We start from the raw sequence: 26939 nt of genomic DNA on the forward strand, positions 1-26939 counted from the left end.
AGGAGGCGAAGATGAAACACACGATCAAGCGGCGCGATTTCCTCAAGATGGCGGGGCTGGGCGGCATTGTCTATGCGTCCGGCCTGGCCGGCTGGGCGCGGGCGGGCACGCCTGCCGAGGACTTTTATTTCGTGCAGATGTCGGATGCGCACTGGGGCTTCGAAGGCCCGCCCAATCCGGACGCGCGCGGCACCTTGCCCAAGGCTGTGGCGGCGGTGAACAGCCTGGAGCCGCCGCCGGACTTCATCGTCTTCACCGGCGACCTGACCCACACCACCGACGATCCGGCCGAGCGCCGCAAGCGGCTGCGCGAGTTCAAGGGCATCATCGGCGGCCTGCGCGTCAAGGACGTGCATTTCATGCCCGGCGAGCATGACGCCTCGCTCGACAAGGGGGCGGCCTTCCAGGAGTTTTTTGGCGACACGCACTATACCTTCGACCACAAGGGCGTGCATTTCATCGTGCTCGACAATGTCTCCGACCCGGCGGGGAAAATCGGTGATGCCCAGCTGGCCTGGCTGTCCTCGGACCTGGCCAAGACGGGAGCGGACGTGCCGATCGTCGTGTTCACGCATCGGCCGCTGTTCGACCTGTATCCGCAATGGGATTGGGCGACCCGCGATGGCGCGGCTGCCGTCGCGCTCTTGATGCCCCATCCGAACGTGACGGTCTTCTACGGTCATATTCACCAGGAAAACCACCACCTGACCGGCCATATCGCCCACCACGCGGCGCGCTCGCTGATCTACCCCTTGCCAGCGCCCGGTTCACAGCCCAAGCGCCTGCCGGTGCCCTGGGATGCCGCGCACCCGTATCGCGGACTCGGCTTTCGGGAAACCGGGGTGGAGCAAGCGGGCCGCGACTTCGAGCTGCAGGAGTTCCCGGTCCAGCGAGGCGCATCGTGAAGTCCAGCCCGCAGCGGCGCCTGCTGTTGCTCGGAGCACTGGCCATCATGGTCCCGGCAAGGGCGAGGCGGCAACAGGAGCAGGTGATCCGGGTGCGCGCCCGGAGGTTCGTCTTCGATCCGTCCGAAATCCGGTTGGCGCGTGGCGTGCCGGTCACCTTCGAATTCACCTCGCTGGACGTGCCGATGGGATTCAACTTGCCCGATTTCAACGTCCGGAGCGACATCATGCCCGGCGCCACCACGAGTTTGCGGTTCACACCCGACAAGGCCGGCGAATTTTCATTTCATTGCGACATTTTCTGCGGATCGGGCCACGAGACGATGGCCGGTACGCTCATCGTCAGCTAGCATCTCCACCAGCGGGCATTATGCAATATCTTGCATAATGCCCGCTTTGCTCAAGGCCGTGATTGTTTGCAATCCGGGGGGTATGAATCTTTTTCGACAGACGTCTCGACAAATGAGGGCGTGTTTTTTGCGCGCCGGCGCGAGGAGCGCCAGTGCAGCTTCCCTCATGAAAAATATCGACAGGAGACGACAGAAAATGAAGGCGAATCATCCGGATTCACGCCGCGGCGCGGCGTTCCAGCGCAGCCTGATCAGCATGGGCGTGCTGGCCATGCTGGCATCGGCGCAAGCGTATGCCCAGGACTCATCCACCCAGCAGGCCGCCGCCCCCAGCGACGCGCCTGCCAGCGCCACCGCGCCGGCTGCCGACAAAGCTGCCGACAAGGCCAACGACAGCGTGGTCGTGGTCACCGGCTTCCGGGCCAGCCTGAACAGCGCCCTGAACACCAAGAAGAACAGCGACGGCATCGTCGACGTGATCAAGGCCGAAGATATCGCCAAGTTCCCGGACGCCAACCTGGCCGAATCGATGCAGCGCGTGCCGGGCGTGTCGCTCGCGCGCGGCGACGGCGGCGAGGGCAAGCAGATCACCGTGCGCGGCCTGAACTCCGGCTTCACCCGGGTGCGCATCAACGGCATCGAAGGCGTGGCCGCCACCGGCGCGTCCGACATCAACGGCAGCACCAACCGCGGGCGCGGCTTCGACTTTTCGGTGTTCGCGTCGGAACTGTTCAACAGCCTCGAAGTGCGCAAGACGTCGGAAGCGGCGGTCGAGGAAGGCTCGCTCGGCGCCACCGTCGACCTGCGCACCGCGCGGCCCTTCGACTTCAAGGGCCGCACCGTCAACTTCGGCGTGCAGGAATTCCACAACACCCTCGCCGACAAGACCCAGCCGCGCCTGACCGCGCTGCTGTCGAACCGCTGGGACACCGCCTACGGCAAATTCGGCGCCTTGATTTCCGGCGCCTTCTCGAAGCGCCGTGCGACCGAGGAAGGCTACGAGGCGGTCGACCTGCTGAGCGCCAGCAACGACGGCGGCTTCTGCTCGCCGCTCGGCGCCGCGGTCCAGAATCCGGCCAACAACGCCACCAAGGGCATCACCCCGACCGCCTGCGGCTTCGGCGTGCCGCGCACCTCGGACCCGGCCGCCTACAACAACGTGATGAGCCGCCTCGACGACTACGGCCAGACCGTGGCCAACCCGCCGCCGGGCTCGGGCTCGTTCGCGCCGCGCATCCCGCGCTATCGCCGTTCCCAGACCGATTACGAGCGCACCGGCCTCACCAACTCCTGGCAGTGGCGCGGCAAGGACACCGACATCAACCTCGACCTGATGTACGGGAAATTCGCGAACAAGCGCTACGACAACTACATCGAGGCGATCTCCTTCGGGCGCACCCTGGCGCAGGCCAACGGCAAGCCGCAGACCTCGATCCTCGCGTCCGACTTCAACCAGGACGGCCGCTGGGTCTACGGCCAGTTCAATGCCGTGGACGACCGCACCGAAGGCCTGCTGGACGTGTACACGACCAAGTTCCGCCAGCACGTGCTGTCCGGCAGCCACAAGTTCAGCGACACGGTGAAGATGAACTTCCTGCTCGGTAACTCGAACTCGAACCTGAACGAGCCGACCCGCGCCACCGTGCAGTTCGACGCGCCGAACGTGAACGGCTTCTCCTGGGACTTCCGCAACAACCCGAACGTGCCGACCCTTAATTTCGGCATGGACGTGAGCAACCCCAACCTGTTCAGCTTCGGCCCGCAGGAAGCGGACGGCACCGTGCACGGCCAGTTCGTGGGCCGCTACCTCGACACCACCAACAAGCTCGAAACCCATGAAGTCAACCTGAGCTGGGAGCTGAACGACCACCTGACCAGCCGCTTCGGCCTGTCTCAGCGCAAGAACATCTGGAGCAATTACGAAGTGGGCTCGGGCGCCAACGGCCTGGCCCTGCCGGCCGGCGTGACCATGGCCGACATCTCGCGCCAGATCAGCGGCTTCGGTTCCGGCCTGGGCGGCAGCGGCGTGCCGAGCTCGTGGGCAGCGGTGGACCTGGACAAGTTCCGCGCCGTGTACGACATCGAGTGCCACTGCTCCGCCGTGCCGGGATCGCAGTACAACATCGCCAGCCAGACCAACCGCCGGGTCGAGGAGAAAATCGATGCGCTGTACGGCATGATGGACTTCAACTATGACCTGCTGGGCATCACCTGGCGCGGCAATGCCGGCGTGCGCCGCGCCGACACCACCGCCACCTCGACCGCGATCATCAACGTCGGCGGCGCGCTGCAGCCGAATACCGGCGTGAAGAAGTACCACGACTGGCTGCCTGCATTCAATTTGACGGCCGAACTGCCGAAGAACGTATTCATGCGCTTCTCGGCTGGCAAGACCCTGTCGCGTCCGGAGTACACCGACATGGCGCCGTCGGTCAGCGTGTCGACCACCTCGCAATCGGTCACCATCGGCAACCCGAACCTCGATCCGATCCGCGCCAAGACCTACGACCTGCAGGCCGAGTGGTACTACGCGAAGAATGCGATGGTCTCGCTGGGCTACTTCCACAAGGACATCGGCTCCTTCATCCAGACGGTGAACACGCGCGCGCCGTACAACACGCTGGGTCTGCCGAACGAGCTGCTGATCACGAACGGCTGCTCGATCACGGGCGGGGTGCCGGGCTGCATCACGCTGCCGGATACCGAAGTGAACATCAGCCGCAAGGTCAATACGCAGGGCGGGCCGCTGAATGGCGTGGAATTCAACCTGCAGGCGCCGTTCAGCTTCCTGCCTGGATTCTGGAGCAACTTCGGCCTGCTCGCGAACGCGACGGCGGTGAAGTCGAAGATCACCTACATCACGCGTCTCGACAACCCGGCGACCCCGGCGAACGAGCAGCTGACCAAGGTGTCCGACTTCACGGGCCTTTCGCCGCGCACCTACAACCTGACGCTGTACTACGAGAACGAGAAGTTCAGCGCCCGTGTGTCGTCCGCGCACCGCTCGCGTTATCTGTCGGCGGTGCTGGGTGACGTGAACGGCGCCGACTACACTTTCGTCGACGGCTCGACCAACGTCGATATGAGCCTGTCGTACAACGTGACGCCGCAACTGCGCATCTCGCTGGAGGCCCAGAACCTGACGGACGCGCCGCTGCGCTACGGCAAGGACCTGACGCGCAACGATACGCTGCTGTACGTGCATTCGGGCCGGTCGTTCGTGCTCGGTGCGAACTACAAGTTCTGATGCCCTGGGCAGGCGCCGCGTCCGGATGGCCGCGGCGCTCTGCCCACAACCTGTCTCCCCTGTTTGCGGCCCCTTGCGGGCCGTTTTTTTTACCCTGGGGTCAGGTCGTCCAAAGAATCAAGATTGCGATAGGAATATAGTAGGTCGGTAATTTTGATTGATTGGACGACCTGACCCCGGGGTTTAGTACCGGTAGTTCAGCCCCAGCATCACCGACCGCCCAAAATGCACGTACAGCAGTGTGTCATTCCGCCTCAAATCCTTCCCATAGCGCAGCGGCGTATCGGTCAGGTTCTGGCCTTCGAGCGTCAGGCGCAGCCGCGGGGTGATGCTGTACGACAGGCTCATGTCGATATTGGTCGTGCCGTCGACGAAGGTGTAATCCGCGCCGTTCACATTGCCCAGCACCGCCGACAGATAGCGTGAACGGTGGGCCGCCGACACCCGTGCCGCAAACCTTGGATCCTCATAGAACAGCGTCAGGTTGTAGGTCCGCGGCGACAGCCCGGTGAAGTCCGACGTCTGGGACAGCTGCTCGTTGACTGGCGTCGCGGGGTTGTCGACCCGCGTAATGTAGGTGATCCGCGATTTCACCGCCGTCGCATTCGCAAGCAGACCGAAGTTGCGCCAGAATCCCGGCAGGAAGCTGAACGGCGCCTGCAGGTTGAATTCCAGCCCGTCCAGCGGCCCACCCGGCGTGTTGACTTTGCGGTACACCACCACGTCGGAATCCGGCAGCGTCGGGCAGCCCGGCGTGCCGCCGGTCAGCGAGCAGCCGCCGCTGATGATCAGCAGCGCGTTCGACAAACCCAGTGTGTTGTACGGCGCGCGCGCGGTCACCTGCTGGATGAAGGTATTGATGTCCTTGTGGTAGTAGCCCAGCGAGACCATTGCATTCTTCCCGTAGTACCACTCCGCCTGCAGGTCGTAGGTCCGGGCGCGGATCGGATCCAGGTCCGGGTTGCCAATCGCGACCGTCTGCGAGTTGGTCGAGACGGCGACCGAGGGCGCAAGGTCGACATATTCCGGCCGCGACAAGGTCTTGCCGGCCGAGAAGCGCAGGTACACGCTGGACGGCAGCCGCGCCGTCAGGTTCAGGGACGGCAGCCAGTCCCGGTACTTTTTCACGCCCGTGTTCGGTAGCAGCGCATCGTTGACGTTGATGAGCGCGGTCGAGGTGGCCGTCGTCGACGCGCCGCGCAGGCCGACGTTGCCGCGCCAGCCGATGCCCAGCAGGTCATGGTTGAAGTCGAGCATACCGTAGAGCGCGTCGATCTTCTCTTCGACCCGGCGCTTCACCTGGTTGCCGAGGTCGTACTGCGATCCCGGCACGGCCGCGCAGTGGCACTCGATGTCGGCCACGGCGCGGAACTTGTCCAGGTCCACCGCGGCCCACGCGCTCGGCACGCCGCTGCCGCCGAGGCCGGCGCCGAAGCCGCCGATCTGGCGCGAGATGTCGGCCATCGTGATGCCGGCGGGCAGGGCCAGCCCGTTGGCGCCCGAGCCGACCTCGTAGTTGCTCCAGATGTTGTTGCGCATCGAGACGCCGAAGTGCGCGGCCAGCTTGTCGTCGAGCTCCCAGCGCAGCTTGAGCTCATGGGTTTCGAGCTTGTTGGTGGTATCCAGGTAGCGGCCCACGAACTGCCCGTGCACGGTGCCGTCGGCGTCCTGCGGCGCGAAACTGAACAGGCCGGGATTGCTCACATCCATGCCGAAATTCAGGTTCGGGAAGTGATGATTATTGCGCGAATCCCAGGAGAAGCCGTTCACATTGGGCGCGTCGAACTGCACCGTGGCACGGCTTGGATTGTTCAGGTTCGAATTGGAATTGCCGAACAGGAAGTTCATCTTGACCGTGTCGCTGAACTTGTGGCTGCCGGACAGGACATGCTGGCGGAACCTGGTCGTGTAGACATCCAGCAGGCCTTCGGTGCGCACGTCGACGCCGTTGAACTTGCCGTAGTCCCAGCTGCCATCCTGGCTGAAGTCGGCGGCGACGATCGAGCTCTCCGGCTTGCCGTTTGCCTGCGCCATCGACCGGGCAAAGGAGATCGCCTCGATGTAGTTGTCGTAGCGCTTGTTGGCGAACTTCCCGTACATCAGGTCGAGATTGATGCTGGTGTCGCTGTTGCGCCACTGCCAGGCGTTGGTGATGCCGCTGCGTTCGTAGTCGGTCTCCGAGCGCCGGTAGCGCGGGATGCGTGGCGCGAACGCGCCCGAGCCTGGCGCTGGCTTGGCCACGGTCTGGCCGTAATCGTCGGTACGGCTCATCACGGCGTTGTATGCGGCCGGATCCGAGGTGCGCGGCACGCCGTAGCCGCATGCGGCTGCGGTGGTGCCCTTGGCCGGGTCGTCGGCCGGGTTCTGGACGGCAGCCCCAAGCGGCGAGCAGAAGCCGCCGTCGTTGCTTGCACTCAGCAGGTTGACGGCTTCGTAGCCCTCCTCAGTGGCGCGGCGTTTTGAGTATGCTGCCGACACCAGCGCACCGAATTTGCCGTAGTCCGTTTCCCAGCGGTTCGACAGCAGCAGGGCCAGGCGCGGCTGGGTCTTGCCGGTCAGCGAGTTGTGCAGTTCCTGCCCGCCGACGCTGACCGTCGCGCCCTTGAAGTCGAAAGGGCGGGGCGCGCGCAGGTCGACGGTGGCGCCGAGCGAGCCTTCCTCGACCGCCGCTTCCGAGGTCTTGCGCACCACCAGCTTGTTGAACAGTTCGGAGGCGAACACGGAAAAATCGAAGGCGCGGGTGCGGTTGGTCGCATCGTTGATGTCCGAGGCGCCGCTGGCGGCCGATGCTTCGATGCCGTTGATGCGCACCCGCGTGTAGCGGGGACTGAGGCCGCGCACCGTGATCTGGCGGCCTTCGCCGCCTTCGCCGCGAGTGAGCGCAACGCCGGGCACGCGCTGCAGCGATTCCGCCAGGTTGGCATCGGGGAAGCGCGCAACGTCTTCGGCGACGATGGCGTCCATGATGCCGTCCGCCTCGCGCTTGAGCGCCAGCGCCGTGTTCACGCTGGCCCGGAAACCGGAGACGATGACCGATGGCATTGGCGGCCGCTCCGTGAGCACAGGCGGAGCAGGCGACGCAGGCGCGGCCATGATCACGATCGCGCCGTCGGAATTGGTCTTGCTGGTAAACCCGCTGCCGGCCAGCATCCGGGCCAGCGCCTCGGCCACGGTGAAGCTGCCCTTGACCTCGTTGAGTGACAGCCTGGCAAGCTGGTCGCCGGGCGCGACGATGTTCACGTCCGCCTGGCGCGCGAACGCGGCGATCGCCTGTGGGGCAGGGCCCGCGGGAATGTTGAACTCTTTCCTGACCGGCTGGGCGCCGGTCGATTGCGCCGCGACACAACATGAAAGCACCGCGATGGCAATACCGCCGCAACGCTGAGCGGTGATCATGCGGGCTGTCTCCTATCCTGTTTTTTTGCCGGCAAGCACTTGCATTGTCTGACAGCCTCGTGGGCAATGCAAGCTCCGGCAACTCAGGAAGGACGGCCGATCAGGATTTCCTTTGCGGTGATGGTGTAGGGCACGTTGAACGAAGCGCTCACGTCGCGTGCGAAGCGTTCCGGCGCGTCGGTGCGGTACTGGCCGATCAGGGTGCGGCGGTCGAGGCTGCGGTCGGCGATGACGATGGTCTTGGCGCTGTAGCGGTTGAAGTCCGCCACGGCGTCCTTGAGCGACTGGTTCATGAACACCAGCTTGCCTTCGCGCCAGGCCAGGCGCCGCTGCACTTCCTGCGGGCTGCGTTCGACCGTGACGCCGGCCGCCGGGCCGGACACGAGGGCGCGCTCGCCGGCCGTCACCATGCGCCGCTCGCCGTCCTCGCCGGTCCACACGGCGACCGTGCCTTCGGTGACGAGGATTTCGGCGCTGTCGCCATCGCGGCGCACCGAGAACGCCGTGCCCACCGCCTGCGCACGGACTGCGCCGGCCTGCACGGTGAAGGGGCGGCTCTTGTCCTTCGCCACCTCGAACCAGGCTTCGCCGCGGGCCAGCGTCACCTGGCGCGCGTGGGCGCCGTAGCGGACCTCGATCTGGCTGGCGCTGTTGATGGAGGCGGCCGACTGGTCGGCCAGCGGCACCTTGCGGAATTCGCCCTTGGCGGTGGCCAGCACCAGCGGGGCCGGTCCGGCCGGAGCCGCTTCACGCGGCGCCGTCATCATGCGCGGGGCCAGCACGGCGACCGAGGCGGCCATGGCCCCGAAGGCCAGCAGGCGGCGGCGCGTGACCCAGCGTGCGGATTGCGTTTCCCATCCGCCGGCCTCAGGCTGGCTCGGGGCCGGGCGCAGGTTGTCCTGCACGGTCGCGCGGGACAGGGCGTTGTTGATGACCATGGCCCGCACATAGGCGCCCTTGTGGCGGACGTCGGCGTCGTACCAGCGCTGGAAGGCGCGGCGCCGCTGGTCGTCCAGCTCGCCCTCGGCCTGCAGCAACGCCCATTCCAGGGCTTCGTCGTCGATCACTGCCATGATGACTTCTCCTCGGATGAGCCGTCCTCGGCGTCCTTGCCGCGCATGGCCACGCGGGCCACCATTTGCGAAATCAATTTCATTCCTTTAAACATTTCTTTTGCAACTACTGCTTCGCTCACGCCCAGGCTTGCGGCGGTCTCGCTCTGCGACAGGCCGTCGATGCGGCGGGCCATGACGACCCGTTTGCAGCGCGGCGGGAGATTCGCGATCATGCCCATCACCCAGTTCAGCTCGGCACGCGCCATCGCCACCCGTTCCGGTGAGGGGGCCTGGTCCTCCAGTTCGAGCTCTTCCAGATTGGACATGGCCTCGATGCGCACGATGGCGTCGCGCCGCATGCGGTCCATCACCAGGTTCTTGGCGACCCGCACGGCGAAACCCCTGGGTTCGCGGACATGTTGCACTTCCGGCATCGACATCAGCTTGTAGTACATCTCCTGCACTACGTCGTCGACTTCCGCCGGGCCATTGCACACCCTGCGTAACATTGTCCGCAGCTCGGCTTCGAAGGGCAGCACGTTCGAAGTCAGCCAGTCGATTACCTTGTTATCCATATTCGTGCACTTTTTTTGTCTCCCACAGACTACGACGGTCGGGCGGGCGAAATATGCCCTGTTTTTTACATTTTTTTTCGGGCCGGCCGGCCGATCAAATCCGTGATCAATTTGCAATCGGCGATTTTTTCCCGGACTGCTTTCATTACACTCCATTTCGCTCACCCATAAGGAAAAATATGCTTCGCCGATTTCGCTGGCCGCTCTTCGTCGCCGTTTCAGCCGCCTGCCTTGGCGCCGCCCCGGCATTCGCGCAAACGCCAGGTGTGCAGCGCGTCGTCCTGAACGGCAATGCCGGCGGCACGCGATTCGACGGGATTGGCGTCGTGACGGGCGGCGGGGGAACGTCGGTGCTGCTCAAGGATTACCCCGAGCCGCAGCGCAGCCAGATCCTGGACCTGATATACAAGCCGCATTTCGGCGCTTCGGTCAGCGCGCTGTATGTCGAGATTCCGGGCGATGGCAATTCGACACAGGGCTCGATGCCAAGCCATATGCACACCCGCGAGGACCTGGATTATTCGCGTGGCTACCTGTGGTGGGAAATGGTCGAAGCGCGCAAGCGCAATCCGAAACTGACCTTGGACGGCGCCGCCTGGAGCGCGCCGGGCTGGATCGGCGACAGCGGCAAATTTTTCGCGCAAAGCCGTGGCGCGCCGCGCTTCTTTTCCCAGGACACGGCGGACTATTACGTGAAGTGGCTGCGCGGCCTGCACGATGTGTATGGCCTGGAGATGGAAGCGATCGGCATCCGCAACGAAAAAGGCGTCAGCAATGAGTTCGCCAAGGCTTTGCGTGCCACGCTGGACACCAACGGCTTCGCGCGCGTGAAAATGCATGCCTTCGACAATTGGCCGGACCTATGGAAATTCGATTTTGTCGACGATATGGTGGCCGACAAAGGTCTGCGCGATGCCATCGACATTATCGGCGCCCATATCAATGCGCCGCAATCGTCAGCTCCCAAAGCGGTTCAGGAAAAGGCCGCGCGGATGGGCAAGCGCCTGTGGAACACGGAGCAGCACGTGTACAAGGCCGGCTTCGATGGCCTGATCGGCATCGTAAAAGCCTTCAACGAAAACTGGATCCGCAGCGGTGTGACCAAGGTCGTCAACTGGTACGGCATCGCCGGCCTGTACACGATGGAGAGCTATTCCGGCGAAAAGGAAGCGGCGCTGCGTGCGAACTGGCCGTGGAGCGGGCATTACGAGCCGAACCAGTCGCTGTGGGGTTATGCGCATTATGGCCAGTTCACCGAGGCGGGATGGGAATACATCGCCGGGGGCAGCGGCGACCTGAAGGAGGGCGGAACCTACGTTACGCTGAAGGCGCCGAATGGCGACTACAGCATCATCATCGAAACAAAGGATGCGAAGGGTCCGCAGCAGGTGCAATTTGCTGTCGGCGCGGGACTGACTGCAAAGCGGCTCGCGGTCTGGCGCAGCAACGCCAAGGAACAGTTCATCCGTCTTGATGACCTTCAGCCCGTGAATGGCGTCGTGGCCGTGGCGCTCGAACCTGATTCGGCTTATTCGCTGACCACCACGGACGGCCAGCGCAAGGGGTCTTTCGACCAGGTGCCGGCGCCGAAGTCTTTCCCGTTTCCTTATTACGAAACCTTCGAGCAATACGCCAATCCGAAGGAGTGGGGCTACCTACCGCGCTATTTCGCCGATATCTCCGGCGCATTCGAGTTGGCCGATTGCCCGGCCAGGAACGGCCGCTGCCTGCACCAGGCCGTGCCGGCGCCGACGCTGTCATGGGCGCCGGACTGGCAGCCCTATACGATTATCGGCGACGACCAGTGGCAGGATTATGAGGCCAGCGCCGATGTCTACCTGAACGCAGGCGATTCGGCGGCCGTCATGGGCCGCGTGAACGATGTCGGGACAGGCTACGGCTTCATCCCGAAAGGCTACTTCCTGCAAATGAGCGACAGCGGCGAACTGCGGCTGGTGCTCGTGCGCGGGAAAGTGGACAAGAAAAAGCTGGTTGGCGACGCCGAGCAGCAGGCCATTATCAAGGCCGCGCACGATATGGGCGAGGGCGGAGAAAAGCTGCTGGCGCAGACGCACTTGCAGAATATCGCGGCGGGGCAGTGGCACCGGCTTGCGCTGCGGTTCGAAGGCGACCGGATCACGGCATTGGTCGATGGCGCGCCGGTATTGTCGGCTACCGATGGCCTGTATTCGCACGGAATGGCTGGCCTGCTGGCGGCGTCCGACGGCAAGCGGAAAACCAGCGTGCCGTATTTCGACAATGTCCTGATCGGCAAGGCTGGCGTCACGCCGGCGGCAGCTTCGCAGGCTTTGCCGGGACAGCGGTCAATTTACCCTGCCAGGTGAGCAGCGGATTGCTAAAAATTGATACGCCGATTGGCGTTTTAGATACAGCATCGAACGATGCCGCTGTGGGCGGGTGACCGCTGGGCGGGGCGGGCGAAAGGCGAGACGCTGGCTTGGAATGGAAAGGACTGAGCGCACGCGCAGAGGGCGGAGAGCATGATCTGGATGTCTGGCGACAACTTGATGCTATGATGTGGGATCGTTAACTTGCCGGGTCGCCAATGCAACTGCCATCTCGTCTGAGCTACACCGCGCTCGCCCTGTATTTGTTAGCCATTCCGCTTGCCGCTCAGCCGCTTGCCACGGAGGCGCCAAGCTTTGCCAGTGCTAGCAAGCTTCAGTTGCGTTGGGAGCTTGCGACCAGCAGCGCCGGCACGCAAACGCCGGGCCGAGGCGCGAGTGCACGGCTGATCTTGACCAACCACGACAGCCGGCCTTTGCCGGCGCAGGACTGGTCGCTCTACTTCAACTGTGTGTGCAGCATGGTTACGGGCGCCGTGCCTGGCAAGCTGGCACTGGAACACGTCGCCGGCGAACTGTTTCGCTTCCGGCCCGCTCCCGGCTTTGCCGGCCTGGCGCCCGGCGCGACCCTGAATGTCGAATACAGCTATCCCGGCAAGGTGGTCAACTTGAGCAGGGCTCCGATGGGCCCCTACCTTGTGTACGATGCCGCGCCAGCGGTCGGCGTCCGGATTGGCGATTACCGGGCGATGCCGATCGCGGTGAAGCCTGCCGTCACGCCGGAAGACACGTACCGCCGCAACGCCGGCGCCGATCCGCTGCCGCCGTCCGCGGTTCCGCCTGTGCTGCCGACGCCACTGCAACTGGAGAAAGGTCCCGGCCAGCTCGTCCTCCGCGGGCGGCCCACGGTGAGCGCCGCAGCCCCTCTGTCCGGCGAAGCCGCGCTGGCCAATGCGCTGTTCCCGGCCGGTCTGCCGGCCGGCGGCCCTCCGCTGCGCCTATCGGTGGGAACGGTGGCAGGGCAGGCTTCGCCTGAGGCCTATACCCTGGCGATCCGCGCCGACAGCGGCATCAGCATCGTCGGCAACAGCGCGGCGGGCGTGTTCTACGGCCTGCAGACCCTGCGCGACCTGATGCCCTTGCCCGGCGCCACCAGCATGGCGCTGCCGGAAGTGGCCATTACCGATGCGCCGCGATTCGGCTACCGTGGCTTCCAGCTCGACGTGGCGCGTAACTTCCTCGGCAAGCAAGCGGTGTTCAAGTGGCTCGACCTGATGGCGCGCTACAAGCTGAACACCATGCACTTCCACCTCACCGATGACGAAGGCTGGCGCCTGGAGATCGACGGCCTTCCGGAGCTGACGTCCATCGGCGCGGTGCGTGGCCACAGTGATCGGCCCGGGCTGCGCCTGGAGCCTGCCTACGGATCCGGTCCGGATCCGCGCGATACCAACGGCAGCGGTTTCTACACGCGAGCCGATTACATCGAGATCCTGCGTTACGCCGCGGCGCGCCACATCGATGTGATCCCGGAAATCGAGATGCCCGGCCACGCGCGCGCTGCCGTGCAGGCTATGGCGGCGCGCTACCATCGCCTGCAGGCGGCCGGCAGCAAGGATGCCGCGAAGTATCTGCTGAATGACTTCCAGGACCGCTCGGTCTACAGCTCGGCGCAGTTCTACAGCGATAACGTGATGAACCCCGGGCTGGACTCGACCTACGCCTTCATCGACCACGTGGTGACGCGTGTCGCGGCACTGTACAAGGCGGCCGGCGTGCGGCTTCGAACCATCCATGTCGGCGGCGACGAGCTGGCCGACGGCGCATGGGAAAAGTCGCCGGCAAGCCTCGCGCGCATGCGCAAGGAAGGCCTGGCGAATATCGCCGACCTATGGGACTACTTCTACGATCGCGTCGACACTATCCTGCGCCACCAGGGCCTGTATGCCTCCGGCTGGGAGGAACTGGCCGCTCGCAGCACCATGCTGAACGGGAAGCGCAAGCTGATCCCGAACCCGCGCTTTACGCAGCGGGGATTTCGCGCCTACGTCTGGAATAACACCACCGGCGCCGAGGACTTTGCGAACCGGCTGGGCAATGCCGGCTACGACTTGATCCTGTCGCCGGTGACCAGCATGTACATGGACCAGTCGTACAATGCGAACCCCGACGAACCGGGCGTCAACTGGGGCGGCTATATCGAGCTGGATACCGTGTACGACTTCATGCCGCTCGATATGCTGAAGAACCTGGCCCCGGACGCGCGCATCGGCAAGGACGGCCTGACGGACTACGGACGCGCCCACGTGCGCGGCATCGAAGCGAACCTGTTCAGCGAAACCGTGCTCGAACCGGCCCGCATGGACTACCTGGTGATGCCGCGCCTGCTGGCAGTGGCCGAACGGGCCTGGGCGCCGGATCCGGCATGGGCTACCGAGCCCGATTCCGCCAGATCCGCCGCACTGCACCGCGCCGCATGGTCCGGCTTCGTCAACGCGCTGGGCCAACGTGTTCTCCCGCGCCTCGACCTCGAGCACGCCGGTGTAGACTACCGCATCGCGCCGCCGGGTCTGCTGGTCGAGGGCGACCGCGTGCTGGTCAACCACGTCCTTCCGGGGATCACCTTGCGCTACACGGCCGACGGCAGCACGCCTACCACCGCCAGCCCGCCGGTCACCGGACCGATCGCCGAACACGGCGTGATCCAGGTGGCCGCCTTCGACCGCAATGGCCGGCGCGGACTGGTGGCGCGCGTCGACCGGCCCTAGGCATCCGAACTTCGTATAAGTCAGGGACGATTTGATATACATTCGGGCCGCGGCGCGTTGCTAGACTTTCGCGAAGTTCAACTATATTTGCCGAGCCATGAAGATCACCAATCTCACCACCTACCGCGTCGCGCCCCGCTGGATGTTCCTGAAGATCGAAACCGACGAGGGCGTGACCGGCTGGGGCGAACCGGTCATCGAGGGACGCGCGCGCACGGTCGAAGCGGCGGTGCATGAGCTGAAGGCTTACCTGGTCGGCCAGGATCCGGCCCGCATCAACGACCTGTGGCAGACCATGTACCGCGCCGGCTTCTACCGCGGCGGCCCGATCCTGATGAGCGCCATCGCCGGCGTCGACCAGGCGCTGTGGGACATCAAGGGCAAGGTGATGGGCCAGCCCGTGTACGAACTGCTGGGCGGCCTGGTGCGCGACCGGATGAAGATGTACAGCTGGGTAGGCGGCGACCGTCCGGCCGACATCATCGCCAGCATCGAACTGCTGCGCAAGGGCGGCTTCGACACCTTCAAGATGAACGGCACCGAGGAGCTGGGCATGATCGACAGCGCGGCCAAGGTCGACGCGGCGGTCGAGCGCATCGCCGAGATCCGCGCCGCCTTTGGCAAGAAGATCGAATTCGGCATCGATTTCCACGGCCGCGTCGCCGGCCCGATGGCCAAGCCGCTGCTGCGCGAACTGGAACAGTACCGTCCCCTGTTCGTCGAGGAGCCGGTGCTGGCCGAGCAAAGCGAACAATACCGCCGCCTGGCCGATTCGACCTCGATCCCGCTGGCGGCCGGCGAGCGTATGTACTCGCGCTTCGACTTCAAGCGCGTGTTCGAAGGCGGCGGCCTGGCAATCGTCCAGCCGGACCTGTCGCACGCCGGCGGCATCACGGAATGCGTGCGTATCGCGGCCATGGCCGAAGCCTACGACGTCGCGCTGGCGCCGCATTGCCCGCTGGGCCCGATCGCGCTGGCGGCCTGCCTGCACGTGGACTTCGTCTCCTACAACGCGGTGCTGCAGGAGCAGAGCATGGGCATCCACTACAACCAGGGCGCGGAACTGCTGGACTACGTCAAGAACCGCGAGGACTTCAAGGTCATCGACGGCTACTTCAAGCCGCTGTCGAAGCCGGGCCTGGGCGTGGAAGTCGACGAGCAGGCCGTCATCGCCGCGTCCGAATCGGCGCCCGACTGGCGCAACCCGGTGTGGCGCCACGCGGACGGCAGCGTCGCCGAGTGGTGACGGGAGGGGCAGGGACGGGCCGCGCGCCAAATTGACGGTCGGCGCGGCGCTGTTCTATGATGCCTCATCCGTCCTACCACTGGCAGCATGCGCGACACCACTTCCGATCGATTCATCCGCTCGCACCTGAAGACCCGGCACCTCGTGCTGCTGGTCGAACTCGGTCGCCATGCCTCGATCATGCATGCGGCGCAGGCGGCGGGCGTGACCCAGCCGGCCGCGTCGAAACTCATCGGCGAACTTGAACACGCGCTCGGCGTGACCCTGTTCGAGCGCCTGCCGCGCGGCGTCGTCCCCACCTGGTACGGCAAGGTGCTGATCCGCCGCGCCGGCGCCGCGCTGGCCGAAATGGACGCGGCGCACCAGGAAATCATGCAGGGACTGGCCGGAATCGGCGGCCGGGTGGCGCTGGGCAGCGTGCTGACGCCGTCCGTGTCCCTGGTCCCGCGCGCCGTGCGGCTGGTGAAGGAAAGCTCGCCCCAGGTCCAGATCGTGGTTACGGTGGACACCAGCCAGGCGCTGGTGGAACAGCTGGGCGCAGGCGAACTCGATATCGTCATTGGCCGCATCGTCGATCCGGCCGCCGCGGCCGAGCTGAATTTCGAGCCGCTGGCAGATGAAACCCATAGCCTGATCGTGCGCGCCGGCCATCCTTGGCTGGAGCGCCGCGATTTGTCGCTGGCGGAGGTCGCAGGCGCCGCGTGGATCCTGCCGCCGGCTGGCCGCTTGCGCCAACAGTTGATAGAACTGTTCGTCTCGCAGGGACTGGGGCAACCCACCGATACGGTCGAAACCATGTCGATGTCGATGGTGCCGCAGCTGCTGGCCGACAGCGACCGTATCGTCGCGCTGCCGACGGAGCTGGTGCGGGCCTACCTCGACGCCGGCAGCCTGGCTGTGCTGCCGCTCGACCTGGGCGTGCGCGCCGGCGTGTATGGCATCGTGACCCGCAAGCGGCACCTGCTGTCGCCGTCGGCCGAAGCGATGCTGGAAGCCCTGCGCGCCGCAAAATCGCGCTGACCGGCGATCTCGCATACGGATTTGGCATAGCTCGCGCGAGTTTCGTTATTGTTGCGCGCCGCTGGCTGCCCGTATGATTTACATTGGCCAGATCACCGCGAGACCAATCATCCATGAACCAACAAGTGCTGGGCATCGACTGGGGCACCACCAACCGCCGCGCCTACCTGGTGGGCGCGCAGGGCAAGGTCCTGCGTAGCCACGCCGACGACCGCGGCATGCTGGCCGAACGTGGCCGCTTTGCCGAGTCCCTCGAATCGCTGCGCGCCGCGATGCAGGTGCCACCGACGACCCGCGTCATCATGTCCGGCATGGTCGGCAGCGCGCAGGGCTGGTGCGAGGCGCCTTACCTCGACACCGATGTGCCGCTGGCCGAGCTGCCGCGCCACCTGGTCAGGGTGGCGGAGGCGCCGGGAACGGTGGCGATCGTGCCGGGCTACTGCCAGCGCAGCGGCAGCATCGACGTCATGCGCGGCGAAGAGACCCAGCTGCTCGGCGCGCTTGCGCTGGGGCAGGGCGATGGCTGGGTGGTCCTGCCGGGCACGCACAGCAAGTGGGTGCTGCTGGCGGGCGGCCGCGTCCAGCGCCTGTCCACCTACATGACCGGCGAGCTGTTTGCCGCCTTGTCGAAGGACGGCACGCTCTCGGCACTGATCAATGCACCCGATGCCCGCGAGGATGCGTCGGCCTTCGAGGCTGGCCTGCGCCTGGCGCGCGAGCGTGCGCCGTTGACACATTCACTGTTCTCGGTGCGCGCCCGCGTGGTCAGCGGCGCGATGCCCGCGGCCTGCGCGCGCTCTTTCGCCAGCGGCCTGCTGATCGGCGCCGAGTTCGCCGCCGCCATCGACGAGGGCACCGCGCCCGGAAAGATATCGCTGGTCGGTTCAGAAGCGCTGGTGCAACGCTACCGTGCCGCCGCCGCCAATTTCGGCGTTGCGGTCACCACGTTCGATCCCGATGCGGTCTATTGCGCCGCGCTCTCCACATTCATAACGGAAGGTCCCTGATGGATTTGAATTCCTACGCGCCGCCGCTGGTCGCGATCCTGCGCGGCTTGCCGCCCTCTGACGCAGCCTCGGTCGGCAAAACCCTGCTCGATGCCGGCTTCCGCCTGCTGGAAGTGCCGCTCAACCGTCCCGGTGCGGTCGAAGCCATCGCCACCCTGGCCCGTATTGCGCCGAAGGACGCGGTGGTTGGCGGCGGCACCATGATGACCAAGGCCGACGTTGACGCCGTGACGGGCGCCGGTGGCCGCCTGTACGTGACCCCGCACTGCGACCCGGAGGTGATCGCCTACGCGCGCGAAAAGGGCATGCTATGCCTGCCCGGCATTGCCACCCCGAGCGAGGCGTTCAGCGCGCTGCGCGCAGGCGCCCACGGCCTGAAGCTGTTCCCGGCGGAGGCCATCGGCACCGTCGGCCTGAAGGCGCTGCGCACCGTGCTCCCCGCGGGTACGCACGTGTTCCCGGTCGGCGGCGTCAAGCCTGACCAGATGGCTGACTGGATCGCGGCGGGCGCCACCGGATTCGGCATCGGCTCGGCCCTGTACAAGCCGGGCACGCAGGCCGCGGAGCTGGCGCCGATCGCGCGCAGCTACGTCGACGCCTGGCAGGCGGCGCAAGGGGGCGAGCATGCGTGAGCTGCAGGCCGAATGCCTTTGGCCGGTAGGCGCCGAACTTGGCGAAGGCCCGCTGTGGGTGCCGGAGCAGGAGCGTATCTATTTTGTCGACATCAAGTCGTCGAGGCTGCACGCGCTGTGCACCGGCTCCGGCCAGCGCTTCTCGTGGAGCTTGCCGGACTTCGTGTGCTGGGTGGTGCCGCGACGTGACGGCGACGGTTTCATGGCCGGCCTGCGCCGCGAAGTGGTGCGCCTGTGGCTGGAGCCAGAGCTGCGCATCGAGCCGCTGGCGCTGCCGCTTGAGTTGGGCGAACACGTGCGCCTGAACGACGCCAAGGCCGATGCCCACGGCAACCTGTGGTTCGGCTCGATGAATAACGCCGATGTCCATCGCCCGGACGGGCGCCTGTTCCACCTGCGCCGCGACCATACCCTGAGCGTGCAGGACCAGTCCATCCACATCTGCAACGGTCCCACCTTCAGCCTCGATGGCGGGACCATGTACCACACCGATTCCCTGCTGGCGCAGGTATCGGCCTATCCGATCGGCCCCGATGGCGCGACCGGCGCAGCGCAGCCATGGCGCCGCTTCGACGACGCGGTGGAAGGCTCGCCCGACGGCATGACCACGGACAGCGAAGGCGCCATCTGGATCGCGCAGTGGGGCGGCGGGCGCGTGTGCCGCTATGCCCCGGACGGTACGCTCGACACCATCGTGCGCGTGCCGGTGTCCCAGCCTTCGTCGTGCGCGTTCGGCGGCCCCGATCTCAAGACGCTCTACATCACGAGCGCGCGCCAGGACCTGGGGCAGGACCAGCTGGCGGCCGAGCCGCTGGCCGGCGCGCTGTTCGCGGTGCCGGTCGACGTGGCCGGCTTGCCGGCCGCGCGCTTCGGCTAGCCGCTTCAGGAAGGGTACTTCGGCCCGTTGTTCAGGAACGGGCCGCCCTGGAACTTGAGCGTGATGTCTTCGTTGGTCGAATAGTCGACCGCCGCGCCGTGCAGCGGATCGGCGAACTGTGCCGAGCTGTCCTTCGGCGCGTAACCGAGGAAGCGGGTGTGGCGGTCATCCCACCAGCGGCCCGGATTGTCCGACACCGCGAAGGTGATGGAGTGGCCGACGCAGGGCACCACGAGCGAACGGTGCAGCAGCTGGACCATGTCGTCCAGGCTTACCCATGTATTCATCTGGCGGTGCGTGGTCGGCTCCGGAAAGCAGTAGCCGATACGCAGGCACACGGTCTCGATGCCGAAGCGGTCCCAGTAAAAGCGCGACAGCGCCTCGCCCCACACCTTGGACAGGCCGTAGTAGCCGTCGGCGCGAGTGGGCATGCCGGCGTCCACCAGCGTGGTGGTCGGGTACATGCCCATCGTGTGGTTGGAGCTGGCGAACACCACGCGCTTGATGCCCAGCTTGTGCACCGCCTCGTACAGGTTCACCGTGCCCAGGATATTCGCATTCATGATCGGCTCGAACGGTTGCTCGGTGGAGACGCCGCCGAAGTGCAGGATCGCGTCCACGCCTTCGCACATCCGGAATACGTCATCGCGGTTGCCCAGGTCGCCCAGCATCACTTCCTCGCCTTCGCGCGCCGGGCCGAAATCGACGGCGTCGGTGAGGCGCACCACATCGGCGAATTGCTGGAGGTGATCCCGCAGGCGGCGGCCCAGGTTGCCGGCCGCGCCGGTGAACAGGATGCGTTTGAATGGTTTGCTCATTGGGGCTGTGCTCAAAAAGGCAGGTGGTTGTTATATGACGAGAAGATACCCGAAACGCGCAGCTTTCTGGCGCAAAGGCGCCGCTTCGGTCACGGTCTTGATCGTTTAGCGCCGTCTGTCACGGGCGCCTGCTCCCGATCCGCTCATCCGCATGAGTTATCGGCCCGCTTCGTTGACTGCGCCTATGGAAGAACATAGCATCGGGGGGGATATCTGTACAAGCCAAGGACCATTGATGAGCGATCCAATCCGATTTTCGAAGCTGCTTGCGCTGGCGTGCCTGCTAGGTGTGGCGATGCCGGCGATGGCCGCTTCGCAGCAGGTGATCGATGCTTCCAAGGCGGGCGTGATCGGCGATGGCGCGACCCTCAACACGGCCAGCATCCAGAAGGTGATCGACGAGACGGCTGCCGGCGGGGGCGGCGTGGTCGATTTCCCGGCGGGGCGCTACCTGACCGGCACCATCGAGCTGAAAAGCCGCGTGACGCTGCGGCTCGAAAAGGATGCGGTCCTGCTGGGCAGCACGAACCCGTCCGACTACCGCAACGTGGATCCCTTCATCGACGGCAGCGGGAACCCGATGGGGCACGCGCTGATCGTGGCGGTGGGTGCGGACCATGTCGGCATCGAAGGCAGCGGCACGGTGGACGGGCAGGGCCGCAAGCTTGCGGACAACCAGAAGCCCTACGCCATCCGGCCCTTCCTGCTGCGCTGGGTGCGCAGCTCGAATGTCGTCGTCAAGGATGTCCACCTCACCAATCCGGGCGCGTGGACGCTCAACTTCTTCGAAACCAAGGGCGCCGTCGTCGATGGCGTGACCATCCGCTCGCGTGACCAGAAACTTCACAACAACGATGGCGTGAACATCGATTCGAGCCAGGACATCCGCGTGACCAACTGCGACGTGGTCAGCGGCGACGACGCGCTGGTGATCAAGTCCACCGGCGCCACGCCGACGCGCGGCATCACGGCAAGCAACTGCAAGCTGTCCAGCCACACCAACGCCATCAAGCTGGGGACCGAATCGTACGGCGGCTTCGAAGACGTGACGGTGTCGCATTGCGAGATCACCAACACCGACATGGCGGGCATCGCGCTGTATGCGGTCGATGGCGGCGACCTGCGCAAGGTGACCATCATCGATGTGACCATGGATGGCGTTTCGGTCCCGATCAGTATCCGCCTCGGCGCGCGCCTCAAGACCTTCCGGCCCGGCCAGCAGCCGCGGCCTGCGGCCGGCAGCCTGCGAGATGTCGTCATCCGCAATGTCGACGCCAAAAACGTGCGCATGATCGGAATGCTGATCAACGGCGTGCCGGACCATCCGGTCGAGCATATCGAGTTCTCGAACGTGCGGCTAGAACTGCCGGGCGGTGGAAGCGAAGCGGCAGCCGCCTTGCAACTGCCGGAGAAGGAAGCCGCCTACCCCGAATTCAATATGTTCGGCAAGACGCTGCCGGCCTATGGCATGTACATGCGCCACGCGCGCGGCATCACATTCAATGATGTGCACATGCAGGCGCTGGCGCCGGATGCGCGTCCGGCCAAAATCCTGATCGACGTCGAGGAAGCGCGCTAACGCGGCTTGGCGCTGGCCGCGCACGGGGCCAGCCGGTCCAGCGGCACGGCGCCGGCCATGGCGCGGTAGCCGGCCCGGTGACAGGTGCAGGTGGTCGCCGCTGTCGAATGTCGCCTGCAGCTTGCCGGGTGCGGCTGGATCGCGCACGGCGGCGTCAAAATCCGCCACGCCGTCGAACAGGGCAGAGCTGCGGATCCACTGGTTGAGCGCCTGCCGGTCTTCTTCGTTGTGCGGCTGCGGGTGGTACAGGCGGCTGTCGCCATAGGGTGTCAGCGTCCCCGCGATCACGCACACACCTTGCGCATGGGCGCGCCGCACCAGCTCCTGCCAGGCCGATTGCAGGTCGTGCAGCATGGCCGCGCGCGTTTGCGTCGTCTCGCCGCTGCCGCGATGCAAGCGCCCCAGGTCATTCACGCCGATCAGGACCACGCTGTGGGTGACGCCGGCGCGCCCGATTACGTCGCGGTCGAAACGCGCCGTGACCGGCGGTCCGATCTCGTCGCGCAGCATGCGGTTGCCGCCGATGCCGGCGTTGATCACCGCGGCCGGCGTATGGGCCAGCGCGAGTCGTACCTGCAGCGCGTCGGTCCAGCGGTCGTTGCCGTCTGTGGTCGAGCCGGTGCCGTCGGTGATCGAATCGCCGATGGCGACGAGCACCGGCGGCTCTGTCGCGGACAGCACTTCGACCCCGCCCAGCTGGAACCACGATGTCACCTGGCGCGTCGCGCTGAAATCCCGCGCGGACGACTGGTCTCCACGGCCGATGAACTGGGTGGCGTGTGCAGCCGTGTGAATGCTTTGCTGGGGCGGCGCCGATTTCAGATAAAGCGAAACGGCCATGTCCGTGTCCGCAGCCGTCTCCATTGGCAGCGCGTCGCTGACGATCTCCTGGCCCGGCGCGACCGTGATCCCGGCCGCGCCGCCAAAGCGCAGGGGCAGTACGGGGCCGCCGATAGCAGGACTGCCAGCCGCACCTGGCGCGACCGTCGCAGAGCCAATCACCAGCGGCTCGCTGCCATACAAATTGCTGAACCGGACTCGCAGTTCACGTCCGCCGATCGATAGCCGCACCATCTGGCGCAGCGTGACGTCCGCGCGCTCGTCATCGTGCAGCGCGGCCTTGGCGCCGGCCGGGACCAGGGCACCGCCCCAGCTGGCGACCCAACGTCCTCCGGGTTTCGCGGCGCCAGCGGACATCGCACCGGCGCACGCTGCGGCGGCACAGACGAGAAAACTGGCAAGCAGCGTTTTCACTATAAATCGTTTTAACATAAAAAAAGAACGACCTGTCGCCAGGTCGTTCCAGTACGGAGTCCGCGTTACAGCTTAGTTGCGGAAGTTCGCGCCGATCATGATCTTGCGGCCCGAGTAGCTGTAGTCCAGTATGCTCGGTGCGCCGCTGGCGAACGGCACGTAGGAACCCTGGCTGTTGCTGGTGACCGCGTTGCCCAGGTTGCGGCCCTCGACGAACAGCTCGACGTTGCGCGAGATCTTGTAGGCGATCTTGGCATCGATGTAGCGAGTCGCGTCGCGGAAGTTCGGCGAACCCGGGTTGTATGCCGGCGGACGTGCGTTGCCGCTGGCGTTCGGGTAGTTGTTCAGGGCGTTGCCGCTCGAACCAGCGATGTTGTTGAAGAACGGCGCCACACCCTGCACCGCGACACGTGCCGACAGGCGGCCGTCGTCGTACCAGAAGGCCCAGTTGTACTGGAACTTCGATTCGCGCAGCGGCGGCATCGGGGTGCCGGTCAGCAGGTCCACGATGTTCTGCGTCGACGACACCGATTTCAGCTTGGTGTAGTTGCCGTCGAAGCCCGTATAGCGCAGGTACGAAGGCAGGAAGGTGAACGCGGTCTTGGTACCGAACTCATAGCCCTTGCGGGTGGTCGCGATGCCATTCTCATAGGTCGGGAACGAGAACGGCAGCTCGGCCAGGTTCTGGCCCGTGGTCGGGTCGATCAGGGCCAGTCCCAGCGTGCCATTGGCGGTCTGCACCAGTGCCGGGCCGACGATACCACGCTGGTTGAAGTAGGACAGCGAGAACATCGTGTCCTTGTTCGGGTAGAACTCGGCGCTCCAGTTCTGGTTCAGGTTCTTCTGCGCTTGCAGGGCCGGGTTGCCGACGGTCTTGGTGCAGGTCTGGGTTGCATCGGTACCCAGGCGCTCGTCGTAGCGGCACAGGCCAGAAGGCAACAGGAAGGTGACCGGCGGACGGGCTACGGTGCGGGCGCGGTTGTAGCGCACCACGACCTTGTCCGGCACCACCCACATCGCCAGGTTATAGATCGGAAGGAAGTCGTGGGTGGTCGCATCGACGGCGGTGTTGGTGGTCACCGTGACGTCGTTGATGCCGCCCGTGGCGTTCGGGTTAGCCGGGTCGAAGGTGGCAGTCTTCGTGATCGATTCGAATGCCATCTGGCCGATGCCGTGCACCTTGGTGCGGATGTAGCGGTAGCCCAGGTTACCCTCGATTTCCCAGCCGAACGGCAGCGAACGGTTGGTGAACGGGATGTGGTCGATGTTGAAGTCGCTCATGAGGTATGCCGCCTCGGAGCGTTCGCTCATCCGGGTGACCGGCTGGGCATAGGTCTTGCCGTCAGTGCCCACGCAGGTGTAGATGCAGTTCAGGTTGGCGTTCGGGACGTTGGACAGCGCGAAGGTCTTGAGCACGTCGATGTTCGGCCAGTTGGTCAGGGCGCTGCCGAAGGAACCCTTGGCGCCGTTGAAGAACTGGGTGTTCGTGACGTTACCCGAGAGCGACTGGCCGATGATGTCCACGAACTGCGCCGGGGTCACGGTGACCGTGCCCGAACCCTGGCGGTTGTAGGCATTGCTCGGGGTGAAGCCGAAGTTGCACTTGTTGCCGCCCGCGCCCAGCGAACCGGCGGTGTCCTGGCAGCCGACCAGGGTGCTGCGGACGATCGACGGCTCAACGTACACGTTCGGCGTCGTGCTGACCTGGTAGCCGTTGCCGCTGTTGCCCCACTGGTTGTACTTGGTGTCGCGCAGGTTGAAACCGGATTTCAGGCGGGTGAAGAACGGCACGCGGTCGCCCAGCGCATACGTCAGGTCCAGCTTGGCGGTACGCTCTTCGGTGTCGCGGACGGTCGGCGTATAGGTCAGTTGCGGCTGCGAGCTGGTGAGCAGCGGCTGCTGGGCCGCGGTGTAGGCCGGGATGTCGTTGATATTGGTGCCGCCGCCGGTCACTTTCGCCGACGCTCCCGGTGCCGTGAGCGCGCCGTAGTTGGCCGCGTTGTACAGGTTGAAGTTCGAACCCGACGGGAAGCTGTAGGCCCACAGTCCGTTCGGCTGCGCGGTCAGCGTCGCTGCGCCATACGCGTAGCTGAAGGTGGTGCGGAACTGCTCTGCGACGTAGTTCGACTTGGCGTCGCCGGCCAGGAACTCGGCGGTGAGGCCGTCGTGTTTCCAGATGCCGCCCAACTGCAGGTACTTGGTGATGCTGGAGTCGCGGTTGTAGATCTGGTCAACGCCGGCGGTGCCGTCGCTGATGCCGAAGCTGGTCACGTGGTGGTTGGCATCCACGGTGACGGACGACGGGTTGACGTTGGTGACCGCGCCCGCGGTCGGCACGCCGTTCGCAAAGCTCGGGTTGTTCGGATACAGGTAATAGCCGGTCGCAGTCGGGGAGACACTGCGCTTGCCGCTGGCATCGACAAAGGTGCCGGCCGTATTGACGTTCATGCCGCCGAGGTTGAGGAACGAGGTATTGTTCTCGGTCCGGCGCTTGGAGTAGCTGCCCTTGGCGTACACAGTCAGCTCGTTGTTGACCTTGAAGTCTGCGCGCAGGTCGATGCTCTGGCGCTTGTCGATTTCACGCTGGACCTTGTTGCGGACCAGCGAAGGCGTGTAGTCGTTCCACTGGTTCAGGCAGCTGATCAGCTCATTCTGCCGCGCGTTCACCGCATTGGTGCGGTTGGTCGAGCTCAGGTTCTTCAGCGAATTATCGGCGGTGGTCAGCTGCGGGAAGGCCGCATAGCAGTCGGCCTTGGTCTGGGCGGCGGCCGACTTGGTCAGGATCTCCTGGGGCGTGGCCGTGTTGTAGTTGCCGGTACCGGTGGTGTAGGGATAAATGCCGGTCGAACCCACCGACAGCCCGGCCGGCGTGGTCGACGCCGGATCCGCCATGTTCAGCGTGGCTGGATTGTAGGTAAAGGTCTTGTTCGGCGAATTGTCGAAGTCGATCAGGCGCGAATAACCGGCGTTCGCGCTGGTGGCCACCTGCATCTGGTGCTGCTCGTTCGCCAGGGTCGATGCCGATGCATTCAGCAGCAGGCCGAGGCGGTTGTCCATGAACTTGCGGGCCAGGATGACGTTGGTGTCCGGCTCCCACTTCTTGTTCAGGTTGTTCTGGGTGCCGGCCACGCGCACCGACACGAAGGGCTCCTTGAAGTCCAGGCCGGTGCGGGTCTTGATGATGATGCCGCCGCCGAGGGAGCCTTCAACCATGTCGGCGGTCGAACCCTTGACCACGTCCACGCTCTTGATCAGGTCCGCCGAAAGCTGGCGGAATTCGGAGCCGCGGCCGCTGTCGCCCGGGTTGCTGGCCGACTGCACGGCCTGGCCGTCCAGTTCGACGCGGGTCAGGTCAGGGCCGTTGCCGCGCACGGCCACCGTGACGCCCTCGCCGAAGTCGCCGCGGTCCAGCGCGATGCCGGACATGCGCGAAATCGCCTCGCCGATATTGCGGTCGGGGAGGGAGCCGACATCTTCCGCGACGATCGAGTCGATCGCGGTGGCCGCGTTCTTCTTGCGATCGATACTCGATTGTTGCGAGCGGCGGGTGCTCACCACCACGGTGGTCAGCCCATCTTTGTTCTCGGTCGTGACTTTGGTGGGGGCAGCCTGGTCTTGCGCCTGGTTGGATTGGGTCGCAGTTTCCTGCGCCATGGCTGCGTTGGCAGCGACGAGTGATGCAAGCGCCAGCGACACCGCGTAGCTCAAGCGCGTGAGGCGGATGCGTTGTTCCATTTCTCTCATACCTGTCTCCATTATTGGTCCAGCAGGGACCTGTTATCCCGGGCTTTGCCCGTGCCCTGAAGGGGCGATTGGTCCGACCAGTGTATTTCCCGATTCAAGCCATGTGGCATGCCAAGATGCAATCAATCAAGAAGATGCTCGAAACGCGCAGTTTGGCGGC

The 26939-nt window shown here is 65.2% G+C and carries 16 protein-coding genes and 1 pseudogene; 11 read left to right on the forward strand and 6 right to left on the reverse strand.

What is annotated here, in order from left to right:
- The first annotated feature begins 11 nt into the window (after positions 1–11).
- The 3 genes from NX778_RS03870 to NX778_RS03880 all read left to right on the forward strand — a co-directional run bounded on the left by NX778_RS03870 (position 12) and on the right by NX778_RS03880 (position 4502).
- A complete protein-coding gene (locus NX778_RS03870) occupies positions 12–905 on the forward strand; it encodes a metallophosphoesterase family protein (protein WP_258810354.1) in 894 nt (297 codons plus the stop codon).
- Positions 902–1255, forward strand: coding sequence for a cupredoxin domain-containing protein (locus NX778_RS03875; protein ID WP_258810355.1), 354 nt, complete (start codon positions 902–904; stop codon positions 1253–1255). The genes NX778_RS03870 and NX778_RS03875 overlap by 4 nt, the downstream gene beginning before the upstream one ends.
- A gap of 196 nt (positions 1256–1451) precedes the next feature.
- Positions 1452–4502: a TonB-dependent receptor gene (locus NX778_RS03880; RefSeq protein WP_258810356.1), complete on the forward strand. Its 3051-nt coding sequence runs from the start codon at positions 1452–1454 to the stop codon at positions 4500–4502.
- Between the two features lie 183 nt (positions 4503–4685).
- Here NX778_RS03880 and NX778_RS03885 read toward each other — a convergent pair whose 3' ends face one another.
- The 3 genes from NX778_RS03885 to NX778_RS03895 form a co-directional block, all read right to left on the reverse strand.
- Entirely contained in the window at positions 4686–7898 is a 3213-nt protein-coding gene (locus NX778_RS03885) for a TonB-dependent receptor (RefSeq protein ID WP_258810357.1), read from the reverse strand.
- 83 nt (positions 7899–7981) lie between these two features.
- Positions 7982–8971, reverse strand: coding sequence for a FecR family protein (locus NX778_RS03890; protein ID WP_258810358.1), 990 nt, complete (start codon positions 8969–8971; stop codon positions 7982–7984).
- On the reverse strand, positions 8962–9528 hold the full coding sequence (locus NX778_RS03895; protein WP_370661304.1) for an RNA polymerase sigma factor: 567 nt from the start codon (positions 9526–9528) through the stop codon (positions 8962–8964). The genes NX778_RS03890 and NX778_RS03895 overlap by 10 nt, the downstream gene beginning before the upstream one ends.
- Here NX778_RS03895 and NX778_RS03900 point away from each other — a divergent pair.
- The 7 genes from NX778_RS03900 (at position 9462) to NX778_RS03930 (ending at position 19384) form a co-directional block, all read left to right on the forward strand.
- Entirely contained in the window at positions 9462–11873 is a 2412-nt protein-coding gene (locus NX778_RS03900; protein ID WP_258810359.1) for a 3-keto-alpha-glucoside-1,2-lyase-like domain-containing protein, read from the forward strand. The two genes, NX778_RS03895 and NX778_RS03900, sit on opposite strands and share 67 nt — an antisense overlap.
- A 221-nt stretch (positions 11874–12094) precedes the next feature.
- Positions 12095–14602 carry a family 20 glycosylhydrolase gene (locus NX778_RS03905; RefSeq protein ID WP_258810360.1) on the forward strand — a complete coding sequence of 836 codons (2508 nt, stop codon included), beginning with the start codon at positions 12095–12097 and terminating at the stop codon, positions 14600–14602.
- A 97-nt stretch (positions 14603–14699) separates the two neighbouring features.
- The gene (gene dgoD / locus NX778_RS03910) at positions 14700–15848 is read left to right on the forward strand and encodes a galactonate dehydratase (RefSeq protein WP_258810361.1); all 1149 of its coding nucleotides are present in this window, start codon (positions 14700–14702) and stop codon (positions 15846–15848) included.
- Between the two features lie 87 nt (positions 15849–15935).
- Positions 15936–16868 (forward strand): LysR substrate-binding domain-containing protein, encoded by a 933-nt coding sequence (locus NX778_RS03915; protein ID WP_258810362.1) that lies wholly within the window; start codon positions 15936–15938, stop codon positions 16866–16868.
- Between the two features lie 113 nt (positions 16869–16981).
- Positions 16982–17875, forward strand: a complete 894-nt coding sequence (locus NX778_RS03920; protein ID WP_258810363.1) for a 2-dehydro-3-deoxygalactonokinase — start codon at positions 16982–16984, stop codon at positions 17873–17875.
- Positions 17875–18507 carry a 2-dehydro-3-deoxy-6-phosphogalactonate aldolase gene (locus tag NX778_RS03925; protein WP_258810364.1) on the forward strand — a complete coding sequence of 211 codons (633 nt, stop codon included), beginning with the start codon at positions 17875–17877 and terminating at the stop codon, positions 18505–18507. The genes NX778_RS03920 and NX778_RS03925 overlap by 1 nt, the downstream gene beginning before the upstream one ends.
- Positions 18500–19384: an SMP-30/gluconolactonase/LRE family protein gene (locus NX778_RS03930; protein WP_258810365.1), complete on the forward strand. Its 885-nt coding sequence runs from the start codon at positions 18500–18502 to the stop codon at positions 19382–19384. The genes NX778_RS03925 and NX778_RS03930 overlap by 8 nt, the downstream gene beginning before the upstream one ends.
- 5 nt (positions 19385–19389) lie before the next feature.
- On the opposite strand, the gene NX778_RS03935 is transcribed toward NX778_RS03930, so the two are convergent.
- Positions 19390–20202, reverse strand: coding sequence for an NAD-dependent epimerase/dehydratase family protein (locus NX778_RS03935; protein WP_258810366.1), 813 nt, complete (start codon positions 20200–20202; stop codon positions 19390–19392).
- 235 nt (positions 20203–20437) lie between these two features.
- On the opposite strand from NX778_RS03935, the gene NX778_RS03940 reads away from it, so the two are divergent.
- Positions 20438–21781 (forward strand): glycoside hydrolase family 28 protein, encoded by a 1344-nt coding sequence (locus tag NX778_RS03940; RefSeq protein ID WP_258810367.1) that lies wholly within the window; start codon positions 20438–20440, stop codon positions 21779–21781.
- Positions 21782–21916: 135 nt separating this feature from the next.
- Here the strand turns inward: NX778_RS03940 and NX778_RS24560 are convergent.
- A pseudogene (locus tag NX778_RS24560) lies at positions 21917–23053 on the reverse strand (GDSL-type esterase/lipase family protein); the annotation flags it as partial.
- Between the two features lie 54 nt (positions 23054–23107).
- The gene (locus tag NX778_RS03950; RefSeq protein ID WP_258810368.1) at positions 23108–26779 is read right to left on the reverse strand and encodes a TonB-dependent receptor; all 3672 of its coding nucleotides are present in this window, start codon (positions 26777–26779) and stop codon (positions 23108–23110) included.
- Between the last annotated feature and the right edge of the window lie 160 nt (positions 26780–26939).

The organism is Massilia terrae (assembly GCF_024753145.1).
GTDB classification, from domain to species: domain Bacteria; phylum Pseudomonadota; class Gammaproteobacteria; order Burkholderiales; family Burkholderiaceae_D; genus Telluria; species Telluria terrae.